Source organism: Dietzia sp. 179-F 9C3 NHS (genome assembly GCF_045369825.1).
GTDB lineage: Bacteria > Actinomycetota > Actinomycetes > Mycobacteriales > Mycobacteriaceae > Dietzia.
In genome coordinates this window covers 458,684-485,290 of the sequence record NZ_JBIQES010000001.1, presented here as the reverse complement: position 1 = coordinate 485,290, position 26,607 = coordinate 458,684, and the positions used below count along the sequence as shown (strand labels likewise).

21 protein-coding genes are annotated in these 26,607 nt (G+C 72.4%); 8 read left to right on the top strand and 13 right to left on the bottom strand.

The window, feature by feature from the left end; genetic code table 11:
- The first annotated feature begins 210 nt into the window (after window positions 1–210).
- From ACH0BZ_RS02370 to ACH0BZ_RS02340, 7 genes are all read left to right on the top strand, one after another.
- Entirely contained in the window at window positions 211–885 is a 675-nt protein-coding gene (locus tag ACH0BZ_RS02370) for an amino acid ABC transporter permease (RefSeq protein WP_406896344.1), read from the top strand.
- On the top strand, window positions 882–1,718 hold the full coding sequence (locus ACH0BZ_RS02365; RefSeq protein WP_406896312.1) for an amino acid ABC transporter permease: 837 nt from the start codon (window positions 882–884) through the stop codon (window positions 1,716–1,718). Before ACH0BZ_RS02370 ends, ACH0BZ_RS02365 begins: the two co-directional genes overlap by 4 nt.
- A 141-nt stretch (window positions 1,719–1,859) precedes the next feature.
- Window positions 1,860–3,473 carry a peptide chain release factor 3 gene (locus ACH0BZ_RS02360; protein ID WP_406896343.1) on the top strand — a complete coding sequence of 538 codons (1,614 nt, stop codon included), beginning with the start codon at window positions 1,860–1,862 and terminating at the stop codon, window positions 3,471–3,473.
- Window positions 3,474–3,729: 256 nt separating this feature from the next.
- A complete protein-coding gene (locus ACH0BZ_RS02355; RefSeq protein ID WP_406896311.1) occupies window positions 3,730–5,376 on the top strand; it encodes a hypothetical protein in 1,647 nt (548 codons plus the stop codon).
- Between the two features lie 64 nt (window positions 5,377–5,440).
- On the top strand, window positions 5,441–7,123 hold the full coding sequence (locus tag ACH0BZ_RS02350; protein WP_406896310.1) for a serine hydrolase: 1,683 nt from the start codon (window positions 5,441–5,443) through the stop codon (window positions 7,121–7,123).
- Entirely contained in the window at window positions 7,120–8,412 is a 1,293-nt protein-coding gene (locus tag ACH0BZ_RS02345; protein WP_406896309.1) for an MFS transporter, read from the top strand. Before ACH0BZ_RS02350 ends, ACH0BZ_RS02345 begins: the two co-directional genes overlap by 4 nt.
- A gap of 46 nt (window positions 8,413–8,458) precedes the next feature.
- Window positions 8,459–9,901 carry a GH1 family beta-glucosidase gene (locus ACH0BZ_RS02340; protein ID WP_406896308.1) on the top strand — a complete coding sequence of 481 codons (1,443 nt, stop codon included), beginning with the start codon at window positions 8,459–8,461 and terminating at the stop codon, window positions 9,899–9,901.
- 324 nt (window positions 9,902–10,225) lie between these two features.
- On the opposite strand, the gene ACH0BZ_RS02335 is transcribed toward ACH0BZ_RS02340, so the two are convergent.
- The 6 genes from ACH0BZ_RS02335 to ppk2 all read right to left on the bottom strand — a co-directional run bounded on the left by ACH0BZ_RS02335 (window position 10,226) and on the right by ppk2 (window position 16,067).
- A complete protein-coding gene (locus ACH0BZ_RS02335; protein ID WP_406896307.1) occupies window positions 10,226–10,999 on the bottom strand; it encodes an AI-2E family transporter in 774 nt (257 codons plus the stop codon).
- A 33-nt stretch (window positions 11,000–11,032) separates the two neighbouring features.
- Window positions 11,033–11,446: an AI-2E family transporter gene (locus ACH0BZ_RS02330; RefSeq protein WP_406896306.1), complete on the bottom strand. Its 414-nt coding sequence runs from the start codon at window positions 11,444–11,446 to the stop codon at window positions 11,033–11,035.
- Between the two features lie 70 nt (window positions 11,447–11,516).
- A complete protein-coding gene (locus tag ACH0BZ_RS02325; protein WP_406896305.1) occupies window positions 11,517–12,647 on the bottom strand; it encodes an Ig-like domain-containing protein in 1,131 nt (376 codons plus the stop codon).
- 29 nt (window positions 12,648–12,676) lie between these two features.
- On the bottom strand, window positions 12,677–13,927 hold the full coding sequence (locus ACH0BZ_RS02320; RefSeq protein ID WP_406896304.1) for an Ig-like domain-containing protein: 1,251 nt from the start codon (window positions 13,925–13,927) through the stop codon (window positions 12,677–12,679).
- A gap of 127 nt (window positions 13,928–14,054) precedes the next feature.
- On the bottom strand, window positions 14,055–15,098 hold the full coding sequence (locus tag ACH0BZ_RS02315) for an enoyl-CoA hydratase/isomerase family protein (RefSeq protein ID WP_406896303.1): 1,044 nt from the start codon (window positions 15,096–15,098) through the stop codon (window positions 14,055–14,057).
- Between the two features lie 84 nt (window positions 15,099–15,182).
- Window positions 15,183–16,067 (bottom strand): polyphosphate kinase 2, encoded by an 885-nt coding sequence (gene ppk2, locus ACH0BZ_RS02310; RefSeq protein WP_406896302.1) that lies wholly within the window; start codon window positions 16,065–16,067, stop codon window positions 15,183–15,185.
- A 68-nt stretch (window positions 16,068–16,135) separates the two neighbouring features.
- Between ppk2 and ACH0BZ_RS02305 the strand changes: the two genes are divergently transcribed.
- The gene (locus ACH0BZ_RS02305) at window positions 16,136–16,861 is read left to right on the top strand and encodes an HAD family hydrolase (RefSeq protein ID WP_406896301.1); all 726 of its coding nucleotides are present in this window, start codon (window positions 16,136–16,138) and stop codon (window positions 16,859–16,861) included.
- Between the two features lie 233 nt (window positions 16,862–17,094).
- On the opposite strand, the gene ACH0BZ_RS02300 is transcribed toward ACH0BZ_RS02305, so the two are convergent.
- The 7 genes from ACH0BZ_RS02300 to ACH0BZ_RS02270 all read right to left on the bottom strand — a co-directional run bounded on the left by ACH0BZ_RS02300 (window position 17,095) and on the right by ACH0BZ_RS02270 (window position 26,497).
- Complete coding sequence (locus ACH0BZ_RS02300; RefSeq protein WP_406896300.1) at window positions 17,095–18,903, bottom strand: ABC-F family ATP-binding cassette domain-containing protein; 1,809 nt, start codon at window positions 18,901–18,903, stop codon at window positions 17,095–17,097.
- Window positions 18,904–18,909: 6 nt separating this feature from the next.
- Window positions 18,910–19,875: a 4-(cytidine 5'-diphospho)-2-C-methyl-D-erythritol kinase gene (locus ACH0BZ_RS02295; RefSeq protein WP_406896342.1), complete on the bottom strand. Its 966-nt coding sequence runs from the start codon at window positions 19,873–19,875 to the stop codon at window positions 18,910–18,912.
- A 1-nt stretch (window position 19,876) separates the two neighbouring features.
- Window positions 19,877–20,824: a 16S rRNA (adenine(1518)-N(6)/adenine(1519)-N(6))-dimethyltransferase RsmA gene (rsmA, locus tag ACH0BZ_RS02290; RefSeq protein WP_406896341.1), complete on the bottom strand. Its 948-nt coding sequence runs from the start codon at window positions 20,822–20,824 to the stop codon at window positions 19,877–19,879.
- Between the two features lie 2 nt (window positions 20,825–20,826).
- Window positions 20,827–22,002 carry a transglycosylase family protein gene (locus ACH0BZ_RS02285; protein WP_406896299.1) on the bottom strand — a complete coding sequence of 392 codons (1,176 nt, stop codon included), beginning with the start codon at window positions 22,000–22,002 and terminating at the stop codon, window positions 20,827–20,829.
- Between the two features lie 217 nt (window positions 22,003–22,219).
- Window positions 22,220–23,086 (bottom strand): TatD family hydrolase, encoded by an 867-nt coding sequence (locus tag ACH0BZ_RS02280; RefSeq protein ID WP_406896298.1) that lies wholly within the window; start codon window positions 23,084–23,086, stop codon window positions 22,220–22,222.
- Between the two features lie 6 nt (window positions 23,087–23,092).
- Window positions 23,093–24,937 (bottom strand): methionine--tRNA ligase, encoded by a 1,845-nt coding sequence (gene metG / locus ACH0BZ_RS02275; protein ID WP_406896297.1) that lies wholly within the window; start codon window positions 24,935–24,937, stop codon window positions 23,093–23,095.
- Between the two features lie 69 nt (window positions 24,938–25,006).
- Window positions 25,007–26,497: a BCCT family transporter gene (locus tag ACH0BZ_RS02270; protein WP_406896295.1), complete on the bottom strand. Its 1,491-nt coding sequence runs from the start codon at window positions 26,495–26,497 to the stop codon at window positions 25,007–25,009.
- Window positions 26,498–26,607 lie beyond the last annotated feature (110 nt).

Below are 26,607 nucleotides of genomic sequence, written 5' to 3'. Positions count from 1 at the left end.
GCGATCGTCCATCCCTCGTCGACGACCTTCCGGGCAAGGCGGAGCCTTTGGCGCGGGGTGAGCGCCGCGTTAGCGTGAGACACGAGAACCTCCCTGGTTCAGAGCGGATGTGGTAGCAGCTCCACTCTGCCGGGAGGTTCTCGTCACATCAGGGAAGCCAGATCAAACAACCTCCCTGGGCAGTACAACTAGGAGGCACGCGTGGACACCATGTGGACCGAGCTGGCCCCCGACCTGTGGCCGGCGTTCTGGATGACCATCAAGCTCACGCTGCTCTCGGCGCTGGGCTCGCTCGTGTGGGGCACGATCCTCACCGGCTTCCGGGTCTCGCCGATCCCGGTGCTCCGAGGCTTCGGCACCGCCTACGTCAACATCGTGCGCAACACCCCGCTCACGCTGGTCATCCTCTTCTGCTCGATCGGGCTCTACCAGAACCTGGGCCTGACACTGGCGCCGGAGAACGAGCACTTCATCGAGAACAACAACGTCGCGCTCGCCGTCCTGGGCTTCGTGCTCTACACCTCGACGTTCGTGTGCGAGTCCCTGCGGGCCGGCATCAACACCGTGCCGCTCGGCCAAGCCGAGGCCGCCCGCTCCCTCGGGCTGGGCTTCCTGCAGATCCTCGGGCTGATCGTGCTACCGCAGGCCTTCCGCGCCGTGATCGCCCCGCTCGGCAGCGTCTTCATCGCCCTCACCAAGAACACGACCATCGCGTCGGTGATCGGCGTGGCCGAGGCGTCGCTGCTCATGAAGTCCACCATCGAGAACCACGCCGACCAGATCTTCCTGGTCTTCGGCATCTTCGCCGTCGGGTTCATGATCCTCACCCTCCCCACGGGCCTGTTCTTCGGCTGGCTCGGCAACCGTCTGGCGGTGAAGCGATGAGCACCCAGGCCACCGTCCTCTACGACGCCCCGGGCCCCAGGGCTCGCGCCGCGTACCGCACCATCGCGATCGTCAGCGTGGTGGCGGGCCTCGCGCTCGCCGCGCTCGTGCTGCTCATCCTGGGCCGCAACGGTCAGCTCGCCGCCGAGAAGTGGACGCCGTTCCTCAAGAGCACCACCTGGACCACGTACCTTCTGCCGGGCCTGGTGGGCACCATCGTCTCGGCGGTGTTGTCGATCATGCTCGCCATGGCACTGGGGCTGGTGCTCGGCGTGGGCCGGCTCTCGGAGAGCCGCGCCGTCCGGGCGGTGTCCGGGACGATCGTCGAGGTCTTCCGCGCCATCCCGGTGCTCATCCTCATGATCTTCGCCTACCAGCTGTTCAGCATGTACCAGCTGTTCCCGTCCACGTACCTGGCCCTGGCCGCGGTCGTGTTCGGCCTGACGTTCTACAACGGCTCGGTGATCGCCGAGATCATCCGCTCCGGCGTGCGCTCGCTGCCGTCGGGCCAGCGTGAGGCCGCCGCTTCGCTGGGACTGCGCCCCGGGCAGGCGATGCGGCTCATCCTGCTCCCGCAGGCGATCACCGCGATGCTGCCGGCGATCGTCGCCCAGATGGTGATCGCGCTCAAGGACTCGGCGCTCGGCTACCTCATCGGCTACATCGAGGTGGTGCGCTCGGGCATCCAGTCAGCCTCCTACTACCGCAACTACCTGGCCGCGCTCGTCGTGGTGGCGATCATCATGATCGTCATCAACTACGCGCTCACCTGGTTCGCGGGCCGGCTCGAGCAGCGCATGCGCACGGGGCGCAAGGCGGCGCCCGCGAGCTGACCGGCGCGCGCGATTCGGCCGAGCGCCCGCCGCGGAACTAGGCTGGGGGACCGACCGTCCACCCCTGAGGAGCCTGCCGTGAGCCAGAACCCCACGCCGACCGACGCGACCGGCGGCGCGGCGAACGGCGGCGCGGCGGGCGTGGACGTGGCCTCGGAGGTCGCGCGGCGGCGTACCTTCGCCGTGATCGCCCACCCGGACGCCGGCAAGTCCACGCTCACCGAGGCGCTGGCCCTGCACGCGCGGGTGATCACCGAGGCGGGCGCCGTCCACGGCAAGTCGGGCCGCAAGTCCACCGTCTCGGACTGGATGGAGATGGAGAAGGCCCGCGGCATCTCCGTGAGCTCCACCGCGCTGCAGTTCACGTATGCGCCGGAGCACTCCGATCCCGACGACGAGCCGTTCGTCATCAATCTGGTGGACACCCCCGGCCACGCCGACTTCTCCGAGGACACCTACCGCGTCCTCACGGCTGTCGACGCGGCGGTCATGCTCATCGACGCCGCCAAGGGACTCGAGCCGCAGACGCTCAAGCTGTTCCAGGTGTGCAAGCACAACGGGTTGCCGATCATCACGGTGATCAACAAGTGGGACCGGCCCGGCCGGGCGCCGCTCGAGTTGCTCGACGAGATCTCCGAGCAGATCGGCCTGGTGCCCACCCCGCTGTACATGCCGGTGGGCATCGCGGGCGACTACCGCGGGCTACTGCGGCGCGGCGACGAGGGCGCGCCGGAGGAGTACATCCACTTCACCCGCACCGCCGGCGGGTCGACCATCGCCCCGGAGGAGCACTACGACCCGTCCGCCGCCGAGGCCAAGGAGGGCGAGCCCTGGACCACCGCGGTCGAGGAGTCGGAGCTGCTCTCGGCGATGGGCCAGGATCACGACCAGGAGCTCTACCTGGCCGGCGAGACCTCCCCGGTGATCTTCGCCTCCGCCATGCTCAACTTCGGCGTCCACCAGATCCTCGACGCGCTCGTGGACCTGGCCCCGCCGCCGCGCGCCCGGGACACGGTCTCGGGCACGCCGCGGGAGACCACCGACCCCTTCAGCGCCGTGGTGTTCAAGGTGCAGGCCGGCATGGACGCGGCGCACCGCGACCGCCTGGCCTTTATGCGCGTCGTCTCCGGCGAGTTCGAGCGCGGCATGGTGGTCACCCACGCGCAGACCGCCAAGCCGTTCACCACCAAGTACGCCCTCACGGTGTTCGGCCGCGACCGTTCCACCGTGGAGACCGCCTACCCGGGCGATGTGGTGGGCCTGGTCAACGCCACCGCGCTGGCGCCCGGCGACACCCTCTACACCGGTAAGACGGTGCAGTTCCCGCGGATCCCGCAGTTCGCCCCGGAGCACTTCGCGGTGGTCCGGGCGCAGTCGCTGGGCAAGTACAAGCAGTTCCGTAAGGCGATCGACCAGCTCGCCGCCGAGGGCGTGGTGCAGATCCTGCGCAACGACACCCGCGGCGACGCCAACCCGGTCATGGCGGCCGTGGGCCCCATGCAGTTCGAGGTGGTCACGGCGCGGATGCGGGCCGAGTTCAACGTGGAGGTCGTCGTGGACAACCTCCCGTACACCATCGCCCGCCGTACCGACGCCGACTCCGCCGACGAGCTGGGCCGCCAGCGTGGCGTCGAGGTGTTCACGCGCACCGACGGCGAGCTGCTCGCCCTCTTCGGCGACAAGTGGCGCCTGCAGTACATCTCCAAGGAGATGGACCACCTCACCATCGAGCCGCTGGTGGCCGACACCAACTGACGCGGCCCGACCTGCACCGCGACGCGCCGAACCGGGCTAAGCTCCCCCACAACGCCAACTGGTCACTCGACCAGATCGGGCGCGGTCGGCGCCCGGGGACGGCGGCGAGCGAGGGGACGCGGCGATGGCACGGCGCAGCACAGGGGTACGGCGCAGCACAGGGGTACGGCGCAGCACGAGGGTTCAGCGCGGCACGGGGACGACCGGGGCGACGACGACGAGGCCCTCGACCGCGCGTCGGTGGGCGCGCGCGTCGGTGTCCGTCCTGGCTGCGGCCGGCCTCGTCGTCGTCGGACTCCCCTCCCCCGACGGCGGACCCGCCGCCGCGCACGCGGCGGTGGGGGACGGCACCGCGGTGGGCGTGCTCTCCCCCGGCGCGGCGCCGAGCGGCGACCCCTCGGCCCCGATCCGCGGATTCGTGGACGCGCACACCCACATCAGCGCCGCGGCGGCGTTCGGCGGAGCGCTGCGCTGCGGCACCGCCTTCGCCCCCGGCGGCATCGCGGAGGCGCTCGGCGACTGCCCGCCGCACTCCGGTCTGGGCCACATGGCGCTGCTCGAGGCGATCCTCGGCGGCACCGACGTGCCCGGCGGCACGCAGGGCTACCCGACGTTCGCCGACTGGCCCGCGCACAACACGCAGCTCCACGAGCAGGCCTATTACACGGGCATCGAGCGGGCCTGGCGCTCCGGCATGCGGGTCCTGCAGAACTACCTGGTGGGCAACCGCACACTGTGCGAACTCGTGCCGGGTTCGCCGCACTCGTGCGACGAGATGGACCAGCTGCGGCTCCAGGTGGACTACCTCGACCGCATGGAGGCGCACATCGACGCCGAGCACGGCGGGCCGGGGCAGGGCTGGTTCCGGATCGCCCGGTCGCCGCGCGAGGTCCGCGAGATCGCCGCGCAGGGCAAGCTCGCCGTGACGCTGGGCGTGGAGACCTCCGAGCCGTTCGGCTGCCGCGTGATCGACGGCGCCCCGCAGTGCACGACCGCGGACATCGACCGCGGCCTCGACGAGTTCGCCTCGTGGGGCGTGTCCACGGTGTTCCCGGTACACAAGTTCGACAACGCGCTCGCCGGCACGCGCTTCGACCGGGACCTGGCGGGCGTGGCCGTCAACGTGGGCAACAAGCTCGGCACCCAGCGGTTCTGGGAGACCGAGCCCTGCACCGGCGAGGCCGCCGACCATCCGCAGCCGCTGGCCAGCACTCCGGTCGCCGACGGCCTGGCCGCCGCCTCGTCCGGTACGCCGGCCGGCCACGCCCTGCCCGTCTACCCCGAGGGGCCGCAGTGCAACATCCGCGGCCTGAGCCCGCTGGGCGAGCACACGGTCCGCGGGCTCATGGCGCGCGGCATGGTGATCAACATCGAGCACATGTCGGTCAAGGCCGCGAGCCGCACCCTCGACATGGCCGAGGAGGCCGGCTACCCGGCCCTGGCCGCGGACCACACGTGGGCCGACCCGGTGCTCAACCGTCGCCTGCACGACCTCGGCGGGTTCGTGGCCACCTACGCCTTCGCCGCCGACCGGACCGAGAACGGCGATGAGACGTTCGCGGACCACTGGCGCGAAAACCGCGAGGGCACCACGCGGCCGTGGCACGGCTACGGCTTCGGCTCGGACGTCAACGGGCTCGCCCCGCTCGCCGAGCCCCGGACGAGCGCCGCGACCGACCCGCTGGTCTACCCGTTCACCGCGCCCAACGGGGCCGTGATCGACCGGTGGACGCTGGGCGAGCGCACGTACGACCTCAACCGCGACGGAGTGGCCCAGTACGGCCTCTACGCCGACTGGGTGGCCGACGTGCTGCACCGGGCCGGGCCCGACCGGGCCGAACTCGAGCGCCAGCTCATGAACGGCGCCGAGGCGTGGGTGCGGACGTGGGAGAGCGCCCACTGATCCGGCCGCGGCGCGCCACCGCGCATGGCGGCCGTGCGGTCCCGCCCGGACTAATCTTGCAGGCATGTCCTCCCGGCCGGGCCTGTCCTCCCGGGGCGCCCGCCGTGTGTCGCGGCGGCCGTCCCACCGTGCGCTCCGCGTGCTCGCCGCGGCGGTGACGGTGCCGCTGCTCGTGACCGCCTGCGGGGGCGCCCCGCCCAAGCCCGGGGCCGACGAGTCCCCGTACGCCTACTCGGGTGTGGGGGTGGACGACGACCGGATCGACTACGCGATCGGCAAGGTCGAGACGATCGTCGAGGAGGAGCGGGAGGCCTCCGGCGTGCCCGGCGTGGCGGTGGCCGTGGTGCACCGCGGCGAGACCGTCTACGCGAAGGGCTTCGGCACCCGCGGAGCCGCCGGCGACGCGCCGGTCGACGGCTCCACCGTGTTCCCCCTGGGCGCCCTGTCCACGCCGGTGAGCGCCACGGTGGCCGCCGCGACGTTCGCCGACGCCGAGCTCGACTGGTCCACGCCGGTGCGGGACGTGCTGCCGGAGTTCGCGCTCGCGGACCCGCGCGTCACGCCGATGGTCACGCTCGGCGACCTGTTCGCCCACCGCTCCGGTCTGCCCGCCCACGCCGGGGTCGACCTCGCGGACCTCGGGCTGGACCGCGGCGAGGTGATCGACCGCCTGCGGCACCTGCCGTCGGCCCCGCTGCGCACCACCCACGCCTACGCCGAGGGCGGCGTCACCGCCGCCGCCGAGGCCGTGGCCCGATCCGCCGGGACCCCGTGGGCCGAGCTGGCCGACGAGCGCCTCTTCGCGCCCCTCGGCATGGACGGCGCCTCCTACGTCCCCGACGCCGGGGCCGACCCCGGGGACGACCCCGCCTCCGGCGACCGCGCCACCTACCACGTCCGCGCGGGCGACGCCGCCGACGGGGCGTGGACCCCCGCCCCCGGCCACCGCACGCCGGCGGCCCTCGCCCCCGCCCGCGGCGCCTTTGCGTCGGTCACCGACATGGCCCGCTGGACCGCGATGGTGATGGCTGACGGCCGCGCGCCCGGCGGCGCCGAGGTGGTCCCACCGGCCGCCCTGCGGGAGGCGCTCTCCCCGCAGTCGGTGGCCGTGCCGCCGGCCACCGCCGCCGACCGGCCCGGCGCGTACGGCTACGGCTTCGCCCTGGGCACCACCTCCGCAGGCCGCGCCCTGTGGGGCCACCCCGGGACGGTCAAGCCCGGCGCGGGGGCCTCCGTGCTCGTGCTGCCCTCGCTGGAGCTGGGCATCGTCACGCTCACCAACGCCGGGCCCGTCGGCCTCGCCGAGACCATCAACTCCCGCTTCGCCGACCACGCCCAGTTCGGCGACCCCACCCTCGACTGGGGCGCCGTGCACACCGCCCAGACCGCCGCCCTGCTGGCCCCGGTCGGCGACCTCGTCGGCCAGCGGCCCCCCGCCGACCCCGAGGAGTCGCGCCCGCTCGACCAGCTCACCGGCGACTACCGCAATCCCTACTACGGCACCCTGCGCGTCCGCTGCGCCGGCGAGACCCTGACCCTCGAGACCGGCCGCGGCCTCGGCCCGACGGAGCTCACCCACTGGGACGCCGACACCTTCGCCGCCGAGGGCCCCGCCGCCTCACCCACCGGCAGCACGTGGCCGGCCGGCTCGCGCGGCAGCGTCACCTTTGACGACGACGAGGTGCGCGTCGACCTCCTGGACCGTGCCGGCCAGGGCACCTTCACCCGCATCGAGGACGCCGAGTGACCGGCCCCGCGGACGCCGGGCCGCGGCGGCCGGAGGCCCCGGCGCCCGCACCCGCCACCCGCGTCGGCGCCGGCTGGATCCTCGCCCTCACGCTGGGTGTGGTGGCCGTGTTCGCCACCTGGTTCGGCCCCCTTCAGATCCTGCTGCCCGCGCAGGCCGACCGGATCGCCACCGGCGCCGGCCGCGAGACCCTGCTCGCGCTGGTCACCGGCGTCGGCGCCGCCGTAGCCCTGGTGGCCAATCCCGTGTGGGGCCTCGTCTCCGACCGGTGCCGCGCCCGCCTCGGCTCCCGGATGCCGGTGGTCTACGCCGGCTCGCTCCTCGGCGCGGCCGGGCACGTCGTCCTCTTTACCGCCGACTCCCCCGCCGTCACCGTGGCCGGCTGGGCGCTCGTGCAGCTCGGGTTCAACGGGCCCTTCGCCGTGCTGGCCGCCCTCATCGCCGACCGCGCCCCCGAGAAGCAGCGCGGCCTCGTGGGCTCGCTCTTCGGCGTGGGCCAGATCGTCGGTGTGATCTCCGGGACGCTCGTCGCCGAATCCGTGGGCGGCGCCCCGCTCGGCTACCTCGTCCTGGCGGTGGGCACGCCGGCGCTGCTCGGCGCGATCGTGCTCGCCCAACACGGCCATGACCGGCGCGCCGGCGACCGTCCGCGGCCCGCGGCGCCGGCCTCGTCGTCGTCACCCTCCCCCGACCCCGCCGGGGCGCCGGGCCCGGCCGGCTTCCGGCCCACCCGCGACTACGTGTGGGCCTGGCTGCTGCGGTTCCTCATGAACCTCGCCAACGCCGTGCTCCTGCTGTACCTGTACTTCTTCCTCGACGCGGTGATCGGGTCCGACGACCCCGCCGGCGGTGTCCTGCTCGTCACCGTGATCACCCTGCTGCTGTCCGCCGTGTGCGCCGGACTGGCCGGGGCCCTGTCGGACAAGGTGGGCCGCCGCAGGGCGTTCGCGATCGCCGGGGCCGTGGGCACCGCCGCCGGGTTCGCCGTGCTGGCCACCTCCACCTCCATGGCGCAGACGCTCGTCGCCGCGGCCGTTCTCGGCGTGGGCTGGGGGCTGTTCGTGGCCGTGGACATGGCGATCATCACCTCCACCCTCGCCTCGGACGGCACCGCCGGCACCATGCTCGGCGTCGCCAACATCGCCAGCTCGCTGCCCCAGGTGGTGGCGCCCGCGATCGCCGCCCCGCTCGTCACCTCTGCCGCCGGCTACCCCGCCCTCTACGGCGTGGGCGCCGGCATCGCGGTGGCCGCCGCCCTGTGCGTCCTGCCACTGCGCACCGTCCGCTGACCCCGCTCGCCCCCGCCCCGCTCCCGCTCCCGCCGAGAGGAACCCCGTGACCCCCGAGCCCGTACTCCCGCCCCACTTCCGGTTCGGCACCGCCACCGCCGCCGCCCAGGTCGAGGGCGCCGCCGACACCGACGGCCGCGGCCCCAGCATCTGGGACACCTTCTGTTCCGAACCCGGCCGCGTCCGCGGCGGCGACACCCCCACCGTGGCGTGCGACCACTACCACCGGATGCCCGAGGACGTCGCGATGCTCGGCGAGCTCGGCGTGGACGAGTACCGCTTCTCGATCTCGTGGTCGCGGGTCCTGCCGGGCGGCCTGCGCGGCACCGACGACGAGGGGGTCAACCGCGCCGGGCTGGACTTCTACTCGCGGCTCGTCGACGAACTGCTCTCCGCCGGGGTCCGGCCCGTTCCCACCCTCTACCACTGGGACCTGCCGCAGGCGCTGCAGGACGCGGGCGGCTGGCTCGAGCGCGCCACCTCCGAGGCGCTCGGCGACTACGCCGCGCTCCTGGCCGAGACGCTCGGCGACCGCGTGACCCGGTGGCTCACGCTCAACGAGATGAACGTCCACACCCTCTACGGGCACGCGCTCACCGACCACGCCCCCGCGCTCGGGATGGGCCTGGACTGCCTGCCCGTCGCCCACAACCTCCTGCGCGCGCACGGGCTGGCGGTGGACGCGATCCGCGGCGCGGCGCGGCCCGCGGGCGGGGACGGGGCCGGGGGCGGGCCCCTCGAGGTGGGCGTGGTGCAGCAGCACTTCCCCGTCCTGCCCGCCACCGACTCCGAGGAGGACACCGGCGCCGCCGACCTGTTCCGGATCCTCACCAACTGGCTGTTCTCCGACCCCATCCTGCGCGGCGCCTACCCAGAGGCCTGGGTGGCCGAGATGGTCGCGGCCTCCGCGGGACTGACCTCCGATCAGCTGGCGGCCGACCTCGCCGTCATCTCCCGTCCCCTGGACCTCTACGGGGTCAACTACTACGAACCGACCCGGATCGAGGCACCCCGGCCGGACAAGGACTACTCCGGCGTGCTCGAGGTGGACATCCCCGCCGACATGCCGTTCTCGCCCGTGCGGATCGAGGGCGTCGAGCGCACCGACTTCGACTGGCCCGTCATCCCCTCCGGCCTGCGCGACATCCTCGTGACGTTGCACGAGCGCTACCCCGGCCTGCCGCCGGTCGTCGTGACCGAGAACGGGTGCTCCTACCACGACGAACCGGGTGACGGCGGCCGCGTGCGCGACGACCGGCGCATCGCCTTCCAGCGCGCACACCTCGCGGCCGTCGCCGAGGCGATCGACGCCGGCGTGGACGTGCGCGGCTACTACGTGTGGTCCGCCATGGACAACTTCGAGTGGGCCGCCGGGTACGCCGAGCGGTTCGGCCTGGTCCACGTGGACCGTGCCACGCAGTCGCGCACCCGCAAGGACTCGTGGCACTGGTACCGCGAGCTCATCGCCGCGCACCGCGCGGGGCGGTAGGCGGGCGCGGGCGGGCCGGCGGAGGGCATCCCAGCACCCCGGGGGGTTGCGCATCCTTTTCGGCGGCTCGTCAGGGGGGTGCGCATCCTTTTCGGCGGCTCGCCAGGGGGTTGCGCATCCGTTGTGCGACCGACATGAAGCGCAGCCGGGGACGGGGGCGACCGAGAGGAAGCGCAACCGGAGCCTGGCCCGCTTTTCCGGACACTGATCGTGAGCGATGTTCGCTCACGGTTCTGCGCGACACGGACGACGTCCTCGCGGACTCCCCGGGGAACGGCTTGGGCACAGCGACATCCTTCCAGCCCGGTCACTCGACCAGACAGATCAGCTGTCACCTATCCGTGAAGCAGTCCCGACCAGTGGAGTGGCCCCGCGCATCTTCCCCGCCCGTTTGCGGTCACGTTTGGCGTCGGCGTCGGGCGTGGTGAGGAACGTCGAGAGCCAGTTCATCCGCGGGTCGGCGTCCACGAGCAGCATCTTGGCCGCCAGCGTGAGCGGGACGGCGAGAATCGCGCCGAGCGGGCCGGCCACCGCGGACCAGAACACCAGCGAGAGGAACGTGATCGACGGGGTGAGACCCACCGCGTCGCCGGTGAACTTGGGCTGGATGAAGCTCTGCATGACGAGGTTGATCACGCTGTAGATCACGATCACCCACACTGCGTCGGCCGGCCCGCCGGTGAGCAGCGCGAACAGCGCCGGCGGCACGAGGCCCAGCACGAAGCCGATGTTGGGGATGTAGTTGGTGACAAAGGCGAGCACGCCCCACACGAGCGCCAGCGGAACGCCGAGGATCATGAGAGCGACCGTGTCCATGATCGCCACGATGAGGCCGAACACGGTGGAGACGATCCAGTAGGACTTGATGCCGTCGGAGAACGAGGACATCGCGTCGGCCAGTCGCGGCCGCTGCCGGGCGATGATGCGCTTGCGGCGCGCGATGCCGGGCAGGTCAAAGGCGAGGAAGGTCAGCGCGATGACGAGCACCGCAAGCTGACCGCCCGCCGAGGAGAGCTGGCCCGCGACGTTCTGGACGGTGCCCATGATGGTCTGCGGGTCGATCCCCTTGAGGCTGGATCCCACCTGGTCCTGGCTCACGCCGAAGCGGGCGAGCAGCTCGATGGACTGGGCCTAGAGCTCGTTGAACTTGTCCTGGTACCGCGGGATCTCCTCGGCGGCCACCCAGATCGCCCACACGAGCATCCCCACCAGCGCGGCGAGGACCGCGTACAAAACCAGCAGCACGATTGTCGCCGCGGTCCACCGCGGCAGACCCCGCCGCTGCAGGAAGCGCTGCAGCGGCAGGGCCGCGATCACGAGGTTGAGCGCGAGGAACGCCGGCATGATGATCGTCGAGATCTGTTTGAGGCCCACGATCACGACGAACGCCGCGGCCACCGAGACCACGGTGACCGCTGCGATGCCCCAGCCCTTGGGTTCCTCGTGCGGGGCGTAGACGTCCGGCTCTCGGGCCTCGGACGCCTCGATCCGCTCGGGCTTCTCCAGTCCGTCGGACCCGTCCGTCTCCGCGGGTGTCGCGCTCATCGGCCCTCCTCGCGCCGCCGCACCGTGCGTCGGGCGAGAACGAGAGTACGCCGCGCGCGGCGGTCGGGGCTCAGGTGCCGGAGAGGCTGCCCAGGCTGCCGGTGAGGCTGCCGAGCGATCCGGCGGGAGCGGTGTCGTCGTCATCCCCCGGGATCGGGGCGCCGGGCACGTCCACCACCGGCACGGTGACGGTGATCGTCGCCTCCGGCGAGTCCGAGGCGGCGAAGCCCGCCGTACCCAGGTAGGTGGCGGTGACGGTGTGGGTACCGGCCTCACCGAACCGCGCGGTGACGGCGGCGCGGCCGTCCTGCCCGACCGTGGCTCGGCCGAGTACGCGGTCACCCGAGCGGAACTCGACCTCGCCGCCGGACGGCGCCGGGGTGACCGTGGCGGTCACCTCCACCGCGTCGCCGGTCTGCGCGGTGGCGGCGAGTGTGACGGTGGTCGTGGTGTCGGCCTGCTCGATGACGGTCGTCGTGCTCAACGCGCCGCGGCCAGCGCCCTGGGCGACGCAGTACCAGGCGGGGTTGTTGCCGAACCCATAGCTCACGAGCGAGGAGTAGCTGGTCTCGTCGACCTTCTTAGCCGGGGTGGCGGCGCCGGTGCGGATGCCGGTGGTGACGGTGCCCGGCTGCTCCGGGGCGCGCAGGGTCATCTCCACGGCGGGGAGCTGGAAGTCGCCGCCGCCGGTGACCCGCAGGCCGCGGGTGTACTCGGAGTCGTCGGAGTTCGGGCCGTTGCGGATGGTCTGGTTGTCGCCGGAGATTCGCAGGTACTGTCCGGTGTCAGAGGGGTGCCCGTCGGCTCCGATCCGGATCACCGAGGGCGGGCTGGCCGAGGCGTCGGTGTCGAAGCCGCTTCCGGTATCGGGCACGAGCCGGTAGGAGAGCAACTCCGCGCCGTCGGGGACGGCCAGGTCGTACTTGATGCGGTTCTCGGTGTTGCGTGCGGCGGTCATCACTCCGGGCGCCATGGTGAGGGTGAACTCCTCGCCGGTACCGACGGCCTTCGGCGCTGTGACGACCATGCGGTCATCGAGGGTTCGGTCTCTCGGGCCGAAGGCCCCGACATCCGGCGCGCAGGCGTGGGTGAACTCGGTGATGGTCTCTGACGGGGCTGCGGAGGCGGCGGGGCCGCCGACGGCCAGCAGGCCGACCGCCAGGACGGGTGCCGCCGCGGCGGAGAGGATGCGGGTGATCATGGTGACTGACTCCAGGTGGGGGTGGCTGGTCAGGGGACGTGGACGAGGTCGGTGTCGCCCGCCCGGGCGGGGGCCATGGCGGGCGCCGCGGCGTCCCCGCCGAGTGAGCCGGTGAGCGAGCCGAGGCTGCCCGTGTCGGCCGGCGGGTCGGTGGGGGTGTCGGGCCCGGTCGGTTCACCCGTGACGGTGACGGTCGCGGGGCCGCCGGGCGGCGCCAGCACCACGCCGACGAAGTCCGGGTCGGCGGTGAACTGCGCGGTCACCGTCTTCTCGCCCGGCGAGCCGAAGGTGACGTCGAGGCGTGCGACGCCGTCGACCACGCCGCGGGGGCTGCCCACGGGAACGCCGTCAACGAGGAACTGCACCGTGCCGGGGATGTCGGTGGGGGCGACGCGGGCCACCAGGTGGGCCACGTCGCCGGTGCCGGTCTCGGCGGTGGCCTCCAGTGCGGTGGTCACTTCGTAGGTCTCACCGGCCCACGGCTCTCCGGTGATGGGGACCGCGCGGAGGACGCCTCCGCCGCTGTTGAGCGGGCCGGAGGCGCTGTCGCGGGGCTGACAGTACGTGGGCGCGTTGATGTTACCGGCCAGCCCGTGGCGCACCATCGGCAGGAAGGTGAGGAACGACTCGGCACTGCCGAACTGTGAGGCGGCGCCGGCGGTCCGCAGCCGCGCCTCGACCGAGCCGGACTCCCCGGCGCGCAGGTTGAGCGCGAACGTCGGGAACCGGACGACGGTCTCGGATCCGCCCTGCGGGAGCGTCGTCATACCGCCGGACCTCGACGTCGACGAGCTGGGGCCGTTGCCGATGGTCTGGTTGCCGCCGGACAGACGAAGGATGGTGCCGGTCGCCGAGGGGTTGCCCGCTTCATCGACCCGAATGACCGAGGGGGCGACACCGCTGGTGAACGTGCCGGGATCGACGATCGTGGCACCGAGAAACTCGGCACCCGAGGGAACCTCCATGTCGATCTTGAACCGGGCGGCCCGCTGCAGCGAGGCGCCGCTGGTGCTGTTGGGGATCGCCACCGTTCCCGGGTCGACTGTCGCGGTGAACGGCTGGTTCGGCTGCACGGACTCGGGCGCGGTGATGGCCACGTCGGCCACACCGGACTGCTCCTGTGCGCCGGAGTACGCGGACGGCACGGCTCGGCAGAACGTGGTGAACGACGACCTGGTGGTGGTCGGCTCGGCGGCGGTCGCCACGGGGATGACGGCGAGGGTGCCGATGGTCAGGGAGGCGCCTGCCGCCACGGTGACGGCGATACGGAGGGACTTCAAGGGATCGCTCCTCGAGGGGGGAGGGATGCCGCGTCTCCCGAGGGGCGGTCGCCCACCGGACGAACCCGGCCTGTGATGTAAAACACACCTTACAGGTTGGGCGTCCAGAAGGCGACCGACCCGCGACTCAGCTGCCGGAGAGCGCCGCCCGGATCGCGTCCACCTCGACGGCGTCGAGGTCGGCCGGATCCCAGGTGGGGTTACGGTCCTTGTCGATCACCACGGCCCGCACGCCCTCGACGAAATCGGGACGGGCGGTGATCCAGGCGCCCAGCGCCAGCTCGTTGTCGAGGCACTCGCGCAGATCCTCGGCCTCGGCGCCCGCGCGGAGCAGCTCGATGGTGGCGACGATCGAGGTCGGGCAGTGCGCGCGGATCATGCCGAGCGTGGCGGTGGCCCACTCGTCCTGCTCTCCGGCCTCGAGGGCCGCGATCATGTCCTGCGCGGTGGGCTTGGAGAAGATCTCCTCGATCCGCTCGATCTGCGCCTCGACCGCCGACTCGCCGGCCTCCTCGTGGGGAAGGCCGTGCTGCTCGAGGGCCGCCTCGAGGCCCTCCCGGCCGATCGCGGTGACGAACTCGCCGCGGGCCTCGTCGTCGATGAGGTGCGTGGCCAGACCGGTGTAGAGGGCGTCCGCGGAGCCCATCCGCACGCCCGTCACACCGAGGTAGATGCCCACGGCCAGGCCGCGGGTTCCGCCGCCGCACAGTCGCGGTAGGAAGTGACTCGCGCCCACGTCGGGGACGAACCCGATCGCGGTCTCCGGCATGGCCATCATGACCTTCTTGGTGACCACGCGGTGCGAGCCGTTGATCGAGATGCCCAGGCCGCCGCCCATCGCGACGCCGTGGATCACGGCCACGGTCGGCGCGCGGTGCGTGTGGTACGCGAGGTCCATCGCGTACTCCTCGGAGAAGAACTCGTGGTTCTTCTCGTGGTCCCCGGAGGCGGCCGCGTCGCGCAGCGCGCGGATGTCCCCGCCCGCGCAGAACGCCTTTTCCGAGGTGCTGGTGGTGACCACGGCCTCCACCGAGTCGTCGGCCGCGGCCGCGTCGAGGGCCGCGTGCAGGGCGCGGCACATCGGCAGGTCCAGGGAGTTGAGGGCCTTGGGGCGGTCCAGGACGATCTGCTGCATCCGGCCTTCGCGCCGGGTGGTGACGAATTCGCTCATGCCGTCCAGTGTGGCAGGACTCACGCGGGAAGACCCCCGGGATAGTAGGAACTCCTACCGTCCGGGGGCCTCCGCGGGCCGGGCTCAGTCCTCGAGGAGCTTGGACGCCACATCCGGCACGTAGCGGAACTCCTCGCGCGGCGGCCGCTCGTAGTTGACCGACTTGGGCCGGTCCGGGATGTCGATCTTCGGCGGGTCGAGCTTCTCCCACGGCACGGTCGAGAGCAGGTGCGAGATCACGTTGATCCGCGAGCGCTTCTTGTCCTCGGACTCCACGGTGTACCAGGGCGCCTCGGGAATGTCGGTGTGGACGAACATCTCGTCCTTGGCCCGGCTGTAGGACTCCCAGCGGTTGATGGACTCGAGGTCCATGGGCGAGAGCTTCCACCGGCGCATGGGGTCGTTGTGGCGGTCCTTGAAGCGGCGCTCCTGCTCCTCGTCGGAGACGGAGAACCAGTACTTGCGGAGCATGATCCCGTCCTCCACGAGGAGGCGCTCGAAGATCGGGGCCTGGTGCAGGAAGCGGCGGTACTCGTCGGTGGTGCAGAAGCCCATCACGCGCTCGACGCCGGCCCGGTTGTACCAGGAGCGGTCGAAGATCACGATCTCGCCGGCCGACGGCAGGTGTTCGATGTAGCGCTGGAAGTACCACTGCGTCTTGTGCACCTCGGTGGGCGCGGGCAACGCCACGACGCGGGCGTGACGCGGGTTGAGGTACTGGGTGATGCGCTTGATCGCGGAACCCTTGCCGGCGGCGTCGCGGCCCTCGAACACCACCACGAGCCGGTTGCCGGTCTCCTTGAGCCAGGCCTGCATCTCCACGAGCTCGGCCTGCAGGCGCTCGAGCTCGGCCTCGTACTCCTTCTTGGGCAGCTTCTCGAGGCCGCTCGGAAGAAGCTTCTTGTTGGTCTTCTTCCCCTTGCCCGTGGAGCTCTTCTTGCCCGACTTGTCGTCCTTTTTGCTGCCCATGTGGGCAAATGTTACCCGCCACGACCAGGGAGCACGCCGCTACCGCGGGCGCAGGTAGCCTGCCGGGGGTGACCGACCGCCCCCGTCCCGACGTCCTCGCGCTCTGGGACCTCGACCTCACGCTGCTCGACCCCGCCGGCTTCGGACACCGCATGATCGCCCCGGCGCTGGCCGGCCTCCTCGGCCGCGCGCCCGCGATGGGCGTGTCCTTCGCCGGGCGCACCGACCGCGCCATCCTCACCGAACTGCTCATCGCCAACGGGGTCACCGGGCCCGACGACGAGATGATCGCCACGCTCCTCGACGCCGTCGCCGACCGATGCGAGACCCACGCCCGTGACCTGATCGACGCCGGAGGCGGGCCCCTGCCGGGTGCCCACGCCGCGGTCGCGGCGCTCGAGGAGTCCGGCGTCCGGCAGGGAATCGTCACCGGCAACATGCGCCGCACCGCGCTGCTCAAGTTGCGGCTCTGCGGGTTCGGCGCGCTGCCCGACCCGGCCCTCGGCGCGTTCGGCGACGACCACCTCGACCGCGCCCATCTGGTCCGCGACGCGATCGCCGCCGCCCGCGACGCCGGCCTCGTCGCGGTCCCCTCCCACACCGTGGTGGTGGGCGACACCGTCCACGACGTCCGCGGCGCCCTCGACACCGGGGCCCGCGCGATCGGGGTCGCCTCCGATCACGTCGACGCCGCCACGCTCGCCGCCGCCGGCGCCCACGTGGTGATCGACGACCTCACCGACCCCGCCGCGCTCGTCGACGCCATCGACCGGGTCACCGCCACGCGCGTCTGAGCCCCGGCGCGCCTGCACCCTGCCGCGCCCGCCTGGCCCACCCCGCCCGCCTGGCCCACCCCGCCCGCCGGGCAACAGTGGTGATCGCCACCAACAGCGGTCATGCACGCTGTTGGTGGCGATCATCGCTGTTGAAGCCGCTGCCCCCACGACGTACGGACGCTGACCGCACGACGTACGGACGCCGCCCGCACGACGTACGGACGATCCACCCGCCCGGGCACCGCTGCGGCTCAGCCCTCGATCTGCTCGCCGAGCTCCATCCAGCGCTCTTCGAGCTGGTCCTTCTCTGCGGTCACGTCCTTGAGCTCGCGGTCCAGGGCTGCCAGCTTCTCGGTGTCCAGGGCGTCGCCGGCGGCCGCGGCCAGGTCGTCGTGCAGCCGGGCCTCGCGCTGGGCGAGCTTCTCCAGCTGCCGCTCGAGCTTGGACATCTCCTTGCGCAGCGCCCGCTCCTCGCCGGAGCTCAAGGTGGGGCCGGCGGGCGCGGCGGTGGCCGCGGCCGGGCGCAGCACCTTGCCGGGATCACCGGCAACCCCGGCGGCGCGGCGGCGCTCGAGGTACTCGTCGATCCCGCGCGGCAGGTTGGTCAGCCCGCCGTCGCCGAAGAGCGCCCACACGGAGTCGCAGATCCGCTCGATGAGGTAGCGGTCGTGCGAGATCACCACCATGGTGCCGGGCCAGCCGTCGAGCAGGTCCTCGAGCTGGCGCAGGGTGTCGATGTCCAGGTCGTTGGTCGGCTCGTCGAGCAGCAGCACGTTGGGCTCGGCCATGAGCACACGCGTGAGCTGCAACCGGCGCCGCTCGCCGCCGGAGAGGTCGCCGACGGGTGTGCGCTGGCGGGCCGGGCTGAAGCCCAGGCGCTCGGCGAGCTGCGAGGCGGTGAGCTCGTCGGATCCGAAGCTCACCCGCGCGGCCACGTCCTCCACCGCCTCGAGGACGCGCTGGTCCAGCGGCAGGTCGTCGAGCTCCTGGCGCAGCCAGCCGATGCGTACGGTCTTGCCCTCGATCCGCTTGCCGGCGGCCAGCGGCGCGTCCCCGGCCAGTGCCCGCAGCAGAGTGGTCTTGCCGGAGCCGTTGACCCCCACGAGACCGATCCGCTCCCCCGGCGCGAGCCGCCAGGTCAGGTCCCGGACCAACGTGCGGCCGTCGGGGGCGTCGAGCTGTGCGTCCTCGAGCTCCACCACGACCTTGCCCAGGCGTCGGGCCGCGAAGCTCGACAACTGTATGGTGTCGCGCGGCGGGGGCACGTTCTTGATCAACGCCTCGGCGGCCTCGATCCGGTACCGCGGCTTGGACGTCCGGGCCGGGGCACCGCGGCGCAGCCACGCGAGCTCCTTGCGCATGAGGTTCTGGCGCCGCGACTCGGTGGCGGCGGCCTGCCGGTCGCGCTCGGCGCGCGCGAACACCCAGTCGTTGTAGCCGCCTTCGTACTGCTCGACGCGGCCGTCGACCACCTCCCAGGTGCGGGTGGCCACGGTGTCGAGGAACCACCGGTCGTGGGTCACCACGACGAGGGCGCTCTGCCGCCGGACGAGGTGGTCCGCCAGCCACTGGACCCCCTCCACGTCCAGGTGGTTGGTCGGCTCGTCCAGCACGAGCAGGTCGAGGTCCCGAACGAGCGCGGCCGCGAGGGAGACCCGGCGCCGCTCGCCGCCCGACAGGTCGGCGACGGGCGTGTCCAGGCCGAGATCGTGGATCCCGATGCCGTCGAGCACGCTGCGGATGCGGGCGTCGCCCGCCCACTCGTGGACCTCCACGCCGAGGCCGCCCACCACGGCCTCGCCGACGGCGGCGGATTCGTCGAGCTCGGTGCGCTGGGTGACCACGGCCATGCGCAGGTCGTTCATCCGCGAGACGCGCCCGGTGTCGGGCTCGGCGATCCCGGTGAGCACCTCGAGCAGGGTGGTCTTGCCGCCGCCGTTGAGGCCCACCACGCCGATGCGGTCGCCGACGTTGACACCCAACGAGACGTCGTCCAGCACCTGTCGGATGCCGAACGAGACCGAGCACTGCTCGAGGTTGACGAGATTGGTGGGGGCCACGGGGGTCTATCGCTCCTCGGGTCGGGGTTCGAGCAGGCGGGCGCCGCCGACGGGGCCGCGGGCCACGCGCACCTCGCGCGCCACACCCCGCTCGCTGATCTCGGCGGCCACGGCGATCGCCGCGTCGCGGTCACTACAGAAGAAGAGGCACGTGGGGCCGGAGCCGGAGACCATGGCGTGCAGCGCTCCGGCCTCCTCCCCCGCGCGGAGGGTGCGGCGCAGCTCGGGCCGCAGCGAGAGCGCGGCGGCCTGCAGGTCGTTGCCGAGCAGCGCGGCGACGGCGCCCGGGTCGTCGCCCGCGAGCGCCTCGACCAGTGGCTCGACCGGGCCCATGCGCGGCAGCGCGCGGTCGCCACCCTCCGCGGCCCGCGCCTCGCGCAGGCGGTCGAGCTCGGCGTACACGGTCGGCGTGGAGAGCCCGCCCTGCGCGGTGGCCACCACGACATACTGTTCGGCGCGCGCGTGCAGCAGCGTGGCCAGTTCCTCGCCGCGGCCGGTGCCCAGGGCCGTGCCGCCGCGTACGCAGAAGGGGATGTCGCTGCCCAGCCGGGCGGCGCGCTCCTCGAGGTCGGCGCGCGAGAGCCCCAGGCCCAGGAGCCGGTCGGTCGCGACGAGCGCGGCCGCGGCATCCGCGCTGCCACCCGCCATCCCGCCGGCCACGGGGATGCCCTTGACGATGTGGATCGCCACCGGCCGGTCCACGCCCGCCTCGGCGCGCAGGAGGTCCACGGCCCGCGCCGCGAGGTTGCTCCGGTCGGTGGGCACCTCGGACGCCCCCGGGCCGGAGACGGCCACCTCGTCGTCGTCACCCTCCAGCGCGAAGCCGATCGTGACCTCCTCCCACAGGTCCAGGGAGCGGTACACGGTGACGAGTTCGTGGAAGCCGTCCGCGCGCGCGTCGCCCACGCCGAGGTGGAGGTTGATCTTGGCGGGGGCGACCGCCGTCACGGGGCTGACAGACACGCCTGCCAGCCTACGGCGACGGCGCGCCCGGGCCGATCCCGAGCCGCCCCGCCGCGTCGGCGATCCGCACGAAGTCGCCCGTGGTGAGCTGCTCGCCGCGCGACCGAGGGTCCACGTCCGCGGCAACGAGCGCCTCCTCGGCCCGCGCTCCCGAGCCGGCCCAGCCGGACAGTGCCGCGCGCAGGGTCTTGCGCCGCTGGGCGAACGCCGCGTCGACCACGGCGAACACGCGCCGCCGGTGTTCGGCGCCCAGGTCCCACGGGGCCTCGGGGTGAACGTCGATGCGCACGAGGCCCGACTCGACGTTGGGCACGGGCCAGAAGACGTTCCGCCCCACCACGCCGGTGCGGCGGACGGTGCCGTAGAAGCCCGCCTTGACGCTGGGCACGCCGTACACGCGTGAGCCGGGGGCGGCGGCCAGGCGGTCGGCCACCTCGAGCTGCACCATCACGAGCGCGGTGCGGATCGTCGGCACCTCGGCGAGCAGGTGCAACAGGACCGGCACCGAGACGTTGTAGGGCAGGTTGGCCACGAGCGCGGTCGGCGGCGGCGTGCCGAGGTCGGCGGCGGTCACGGTGAGCGCGTCGGCGCCCACCACGGTGAGCCGGTCGACCAGCTGCGGTGCGCGGTCGGCGACGGTGCGGGGCAGGCGCTCGGCGAGCGGCGGGTCGATCTCCACGGCCAGGACGCGGCCGGCGGCGTCGAGCAGTGGCAGGGTGAGCGAGCCCAGGCCCGGGCCCACCTCGATCACCACGTCGTCGGGGCCCACGCCCGAGGCCGCGACGATGCGGCGGACCGTGTTGGCGTCGTGGACGAAGTTCTGGCCGAGCGTCTTGGTGGGCCGGATTCCCAGTTCCTCAGCAAGGGCGCGGACCTCGTGCGGGCCGAGCGGGTCGGCGAGGCCGCGGAAGTGCTCGTAGGCCCGGCCGCCCTCGGGCTGGTCGGCCGGATCGACGATGCTCAGCGCAGCCCCAGCTTCGCGGTGCAGGCGGGCCAGGCGCCCCAGCCCTGCGAGGCCTGGACCTTCTCGGCGATCGCGATCTGCTGCTCGCGCGTGGCCAGGTGGGCGCTGGGCGCGTACTGGGTGCCGCCGTGGGCGGCCCAGGTCTGCGGGTGGAACTGCAGGCCGCCGGAGAAGCCGTTGCCGGTGTTGATGCTCCAGTTGCCGTTCGACTCGCACTGCGCGATGGAGTCCCACACGCCGCCGCGGCTCACGGCCGGCGCTTCGGGCTCGGGCTTGGTGCCCACGCGGACCACGGCGGGGCGGGCCTCGGTGAGGACCTTCTCCTCGCCGCGGATGCGCTCGGTCTCCACGCCGTTGACGCGGGTGACGGAGTAGGTCACCTCGCGCTCGCCGGGGGTGCCGGGCTCCACGACCGTGCGGGTGCCCTCGTCCGCCTCAGGGTCGTCCTGCGTGGTCTCGGGCGCGTCGAACGACTCGCGGACGGTCTCCTCGGCGGTGGCGACGCGGGTGACGGTGACCTCGGTGCCGGGTTCGGCGGGAGCGTCGGCGGCGGGCTCGACGGTGTCGAGCGGGCCGAGGGTGATGCCAGCGCGCTCGAGGTACTCGCCCACCGTGGAGCCGGGGGCGGCGACCGGGGCGGCGGGGGCACCGTTGTCGGAGAGCAGGAGCTCGCGCGGGGTCACCACCGAGACGGTGGTGCCGTCGAGCGGGACCTCGGAGTCGATGCGCGGGGTCACGTAGCTGCGGACGGGGACGTCGCCGCGCTCGGCCACGAGGTCTGCCACGGTGGTGGCGGTGGTCCACACCTGCTCGGAGCGGCCGTCGACCTCGAAGGTGACGGGCCGGGCGCGGAGCAGGGTCACCGTGGCGCCATCGGTGAGCTCGTCGCCCGGGCCGGTGACGACGTCGCGCTCGTCGACCTCGTAGCCGGCCTCGGCGAGGGCCTCGCGGACGTCGGACTTGAAGGTGACGAGTTCGATCGGCGCGCCGTCCACCTCGAGCGTGAACGCCACGCGCTGGTCCAGCGCGCTCGCGCCACCCACGACGAGCGTGGCGAGCATGCCGGCCACGGAGGCGCGCAGGAGGCTGGACCGCGACCGGTTGAGGCGGTGGATCGGGGCGAGCGCGCCCGTCTTCTCGGCGGGCGTGTCGGGCCGTGCGTCGTCAACCACTGGTCAGATCTCTCCTTGCGCTCTGCGGGCGGTCCGGCGGGAACACAGCCAGGAACGACCGTCCGCGTTACATCACAACAGGGTAACGACCCGGCCCGCCCGGGGCAATGTGAGCCCGGTGACCAGCGGCGATGACGAGGACCTTAGATCACATTTCGTTACACTTGTCCCGGGAGTCGCACGAGCCACACGCGCCACTCCCGTCGGGCGGGGAGCGTCAGACGGTGATCCCGAAGACCCGCCCGGCCGTCTCGCCCAGTTCGGCGACGAACTCCTCGGGCGTCTGCCCGCGCACCTCGGCGACCGCGCGCGCGGTGTAGCCGACCAGGCCCACCTCGTTGCGGGCGCCTCGGAACGGCTCGGGCGCCATGTACGGCGCGTCGGTCTCCACGAGCAGCTGACCCGCGGGCGCGAGCCGGGCGGCCTCGCGCAGGTGTGCGTTGGCCTTGAAGGTCACGTTGCCGGTAAAGGACAGCACGTAGCCGCGGTCCAGGGCCTCCCGCGCCACGTCCAGCGGCGAGGAGAAGCAGTGCAGCATGACGTCCGGGATGCCCGACCCCGGGCCGGTCACCTCGCCGAGGACCCGCAGGAGGTCGTCGTCGGCGTCCCGGTTGTGGATCATGAGGCACTTGCCCAGATCCCCGGCCAGCCCGGCGTGCCAGCGCAGCGACTCCTCCTGCTCGTCCGGGTCGGCGCAGCCCTCCATCGTGCCCACCCAGTAGTGGTCCAGGCCGGTCTCCCCCACGGCCACGACGCGGGGGTGCGCGGCGAGCTCGGCCAGGCGCGCACGCACGGCGGGGCCGCGCTCGGGGTCGGTCACTTCGCGGGCGCGGGTGGGGTGGACGGCGACGGCGGCGTACACGCGCTCGTCGGCCTCCGCGGCGGCCACCACGGCCTCGGACTCGGCCAGGTCGTCGCCCACCGTGACGACCGCGGCCACACCCGCGGTCGCGGCGCGGTCGGCGGCGGCGCGCACCTCGTCCGCGGTCCGGTGTCCGCAGGAGTAGAGGTGCGTGTGCGCGTCCACGAGCCCGGGCAGAGGCTCGGGCAGGACGGGGACGGGCCGGGGCTTGCGCTTACCCACGGCGCGTCACGACTCGGCCGGCGCCTGGATCGGCGCCCACGCGGGGCCGGTATCGGCGAGCTCGGGATCCAGCTTGGCGAAGATCGGGGTGGGCTTGGACAGCGGCGTGCCCGGCACCACGTCTGTGCGGCCCCAGTGGGCCTGCTGGTCGCGGTAGTCGCCGGTGATCACCGGGTAGCCCCGGCCCTCGGCGGGCACGCCCGCGCCGACGGGCTGCACCGGCATGTCGTCGACGACCTCCTCGACCCGCGGCATCGCCGCCCACACGCCGGAGCGTCCGAGGGTCTCGTGAACCTGCTGTGCGGAGGCCGGCAGGTACGGGGTGAGCAGCGTGTTGGCGTCGGAGACCACCTGCAGCGCCGTCCACAGCACGGTGGCCAGGCGCTCGGCCTGCCCGGGATCCTTGGCGAGCTTCCACGGCTCGGTGGCCGCGATGTACTGGTTGGCGCGGCCCACGATCCGCATGGCCTCGGTGATCCCGGCGCGGAAGCGCGAGTGGCCCAGGGCCTCGCCCACCACGTCGAACGCAGCACTCGCCTCGTCGAGCAGCTCGCGGTCCTCCGCGGCGAGTTCGCCCGGCTCCGGCACCTGACCGAAGTTCTTGTGCGCCATGGACACGGTGCGGTTGACGAGGTTGCCCCACGAGCCCACGAGCTCGTTGTTGATGCGGCGGACGAACTCGTCCCACGTGAAATCCATGTCGTTGTTCTCCGGCCCGGCCACGGCGATGAAGTAGCGCAGTGGGTCGGGACCGAACTCGGCGAGGAAATCCTTGACGTAGATCACCACGCCCTTGGACGAGGAGAACTTGGAGCCCGACATGGTGAGGTACTCCGAGGAGACGACCTCGGTGGGCAGCCCGAGCGCCCCGAGCGGGCCCGGCTCGCCGCCCCTGGCACCGCGCCCGTCGTAGCCGAGCAGCTCGGCCGGCCAGATCTGCGAGTGGAAGGTGATGTTGTCCTTACCCATGAAGTAGTAGGACACGGCCTCGGGGTCGGTCCACCACCGCCGCCACGCCTCCGGGTCGCCGGAGCGGTACGCCCACTCGATGGAGGCCGACAGGTACCCCACCACGGCGTCGAACCACACGTAGAGCTTCTTGGCGTTGTTGTCCGCCCAGCCGTCGAGCGGGATGGGTACGCCCCAGTCGATGTCACGGCTCATCGCGCGCGGCCGCAGGTCCTCGAGCAGGTTGAGCGAGAACTTGAGCACGTTGGGCCGCCAGTCCCGGCGCTCACGCAGCCAGTCCCCCAGCGCCTCGGCCAGCGAGGGCAGGTCCAGCAGGAAGTGCTCGGTCTCCACGAACTCGGGCGTCTCGCCGTTGATCTTGGACACCGGGTCGACGAGGTCGGCCGGGTCGAGCTGGTTGCCACAGTTGTCGCACTGGTCGCCGCGCGCGCCGCCCGCGCCGCAGATCGGGCATGTGCCCTCGATGTAGCGGTCGGGCAGCGTGCGGCCGGTCGAGGGGCTGATCGCGCCCATCGTGGTCTGCCGGATCATGTAGCCGTTCTCGTGGAGCCCCCGGAACAGCTCCTGCGTCACCGCGTAGTGGTTCCGCGTGGTGGTGCGGGTGAACAGGTCGTAGGTCAGGCCCAAGCCGGCGAGATCGTGGACGATCTGCCGGTTGTATCGGTCCGCCAGCTCCTGGACCGACACGCCCTCCTTCTCGGCCTGCACGAGCAGCGGCGTGCCGTGCTCGTCCGTGCCGGAGACCATGAGCACGTCGCTGCCGATCATGCGGTGGTAGCGGGCGAACACGTCGGACGGGACACCGAAGCCGGCCACGTGTCCGATGTGCCGGGGGCCGTTCGCGTACGGCCACGCGACCGCGGTGAGGACTGTCTTCGCCATGGGTTCCAGCGTAGTGCGTCGCGGGTGTGCGCTTTGCCTTGCCATGGCAAGGCAAAGCGCACACCGGGTCTAGGCGTCGTCGGCCGCCGGGTCGCGGGAGAGCGATTTGTGGATCGACACGCACAGGGCGATGAGGACCAGCACGAACGGCGAGGCCGCGATGATCGTGAGGTTCTGCAGGCTCGACAGCGCGTCTCCCTCGAGGCCGCCCGCGAGCAGCATGACGATCGCCACCGCGGCGGTGAAGCCACCGAGGAGCATGACGACCCAGCGCGAGGGCTCCTCGGCCCCGCGCTGCGCCATGCCGCCCATCACCACGGACGCCGAGTCGGCGGAGGTGACGAAGAAGATGGCGATGAGCGCCATCGCGATCACGATGAGCACCGGCGCGATCGGCAGCTCGCGCAGCAAGTTGAACAGCTGCGGCTCGAGCGAGCCGTCGCCGTAGACGCTGCGCCCGTCGTCCTCGAGGAACAGCGCGAAGCCGCCGAAGATCGAGAACCACAGGATCGACAGGGTCGAGGGCACCAGGACCACGCCCACGATGAACTCGCGGACCGTGCGCCCGCGGCTGATGCGCGCGAGGAACATGCCCACGAAGGGCGACCACGAGATCCACCACGCCCAGTAGAAGACCGTCCAGCTGGAGAGCCACTCGGCGGCCTCCCCGTTCTCACTCACCGCGGTACGGGAGGCCATGGCGAAGAAGTCGGAGAAGTAGGTGCCGACGGCCGTGGGGATGAGGTCGAGGATGAACAGCAGGGCGCCGGAGAACAGGGCCACGAAGACCGCGAGCGTGATCGCCAGCACGAGGTTGATGTTGGAGAGCAGTTGGATGCCCTTGCTCACGCCGGACGCGGCGGAGAGCAGGAACACCGTGCCCAAGACCACGATCACCCCGACGACCAGAGCGATGCCGCCGCCGTCGATCACCCCGGTCTCGTCGAGGCCGGTGCGGATCTGCAGGGCGCCCAGGCCCAGGGAGGCGGCGGTGCCGAAGATCGTGGCGAGGATTGTGGCGATGTCGAGCACCTTGCCCATCCAGCCGTTGGCCCGCCGCTCGCCGATGAGTGGGATGAACGCCTGCGAGATGAGGTGGCCGCGCTTATGTCGGTACGCGGCCAGGCCGAGCGCCAGGCCCACGATGGCATAGATCGACCACGGGTGCAGGGTCCAGTGGAACGCGGTGGTGGCCATGGCGGCGTCGTACTGCTGCTCGGCGCCGGGCGGCGGGTCCTGGAAGTGCGTGAGCGGCTCGGAGACGCCGTAGAACATCAGCCCGATGCCCATGCCGGCCGCGAACATCATGGCGATCCACGAGCGTGTGGAGTACTCGGGCTTCTCGTCGTCGCCTCCCAGGCGGACGCCGCCGAAGCGGGAAATGGCCAGGTACAGCGAATAGGCGACGACGGTGGTGGCGACGAGGATGAACAGCCAGCCCAGCGTGTCAACAGCGAAGCTGAACGCCGTGCTCGCGGCGCTCTCGAACGAGGCGGTGGCGACGACGCCCCACACGACGACCGCGACCGCGATCACCGCGGTCGGGATGAGGACCGCCATGTCGACCGTCGGCTTGGCGGCCTTCGCGGGAACGCTCCGATCGTCAACCGGTTGTGACGTCTGATTCTCTTGCGGCTCTGCCATTCTTGGAATCTTCTCAGCAAGTCACC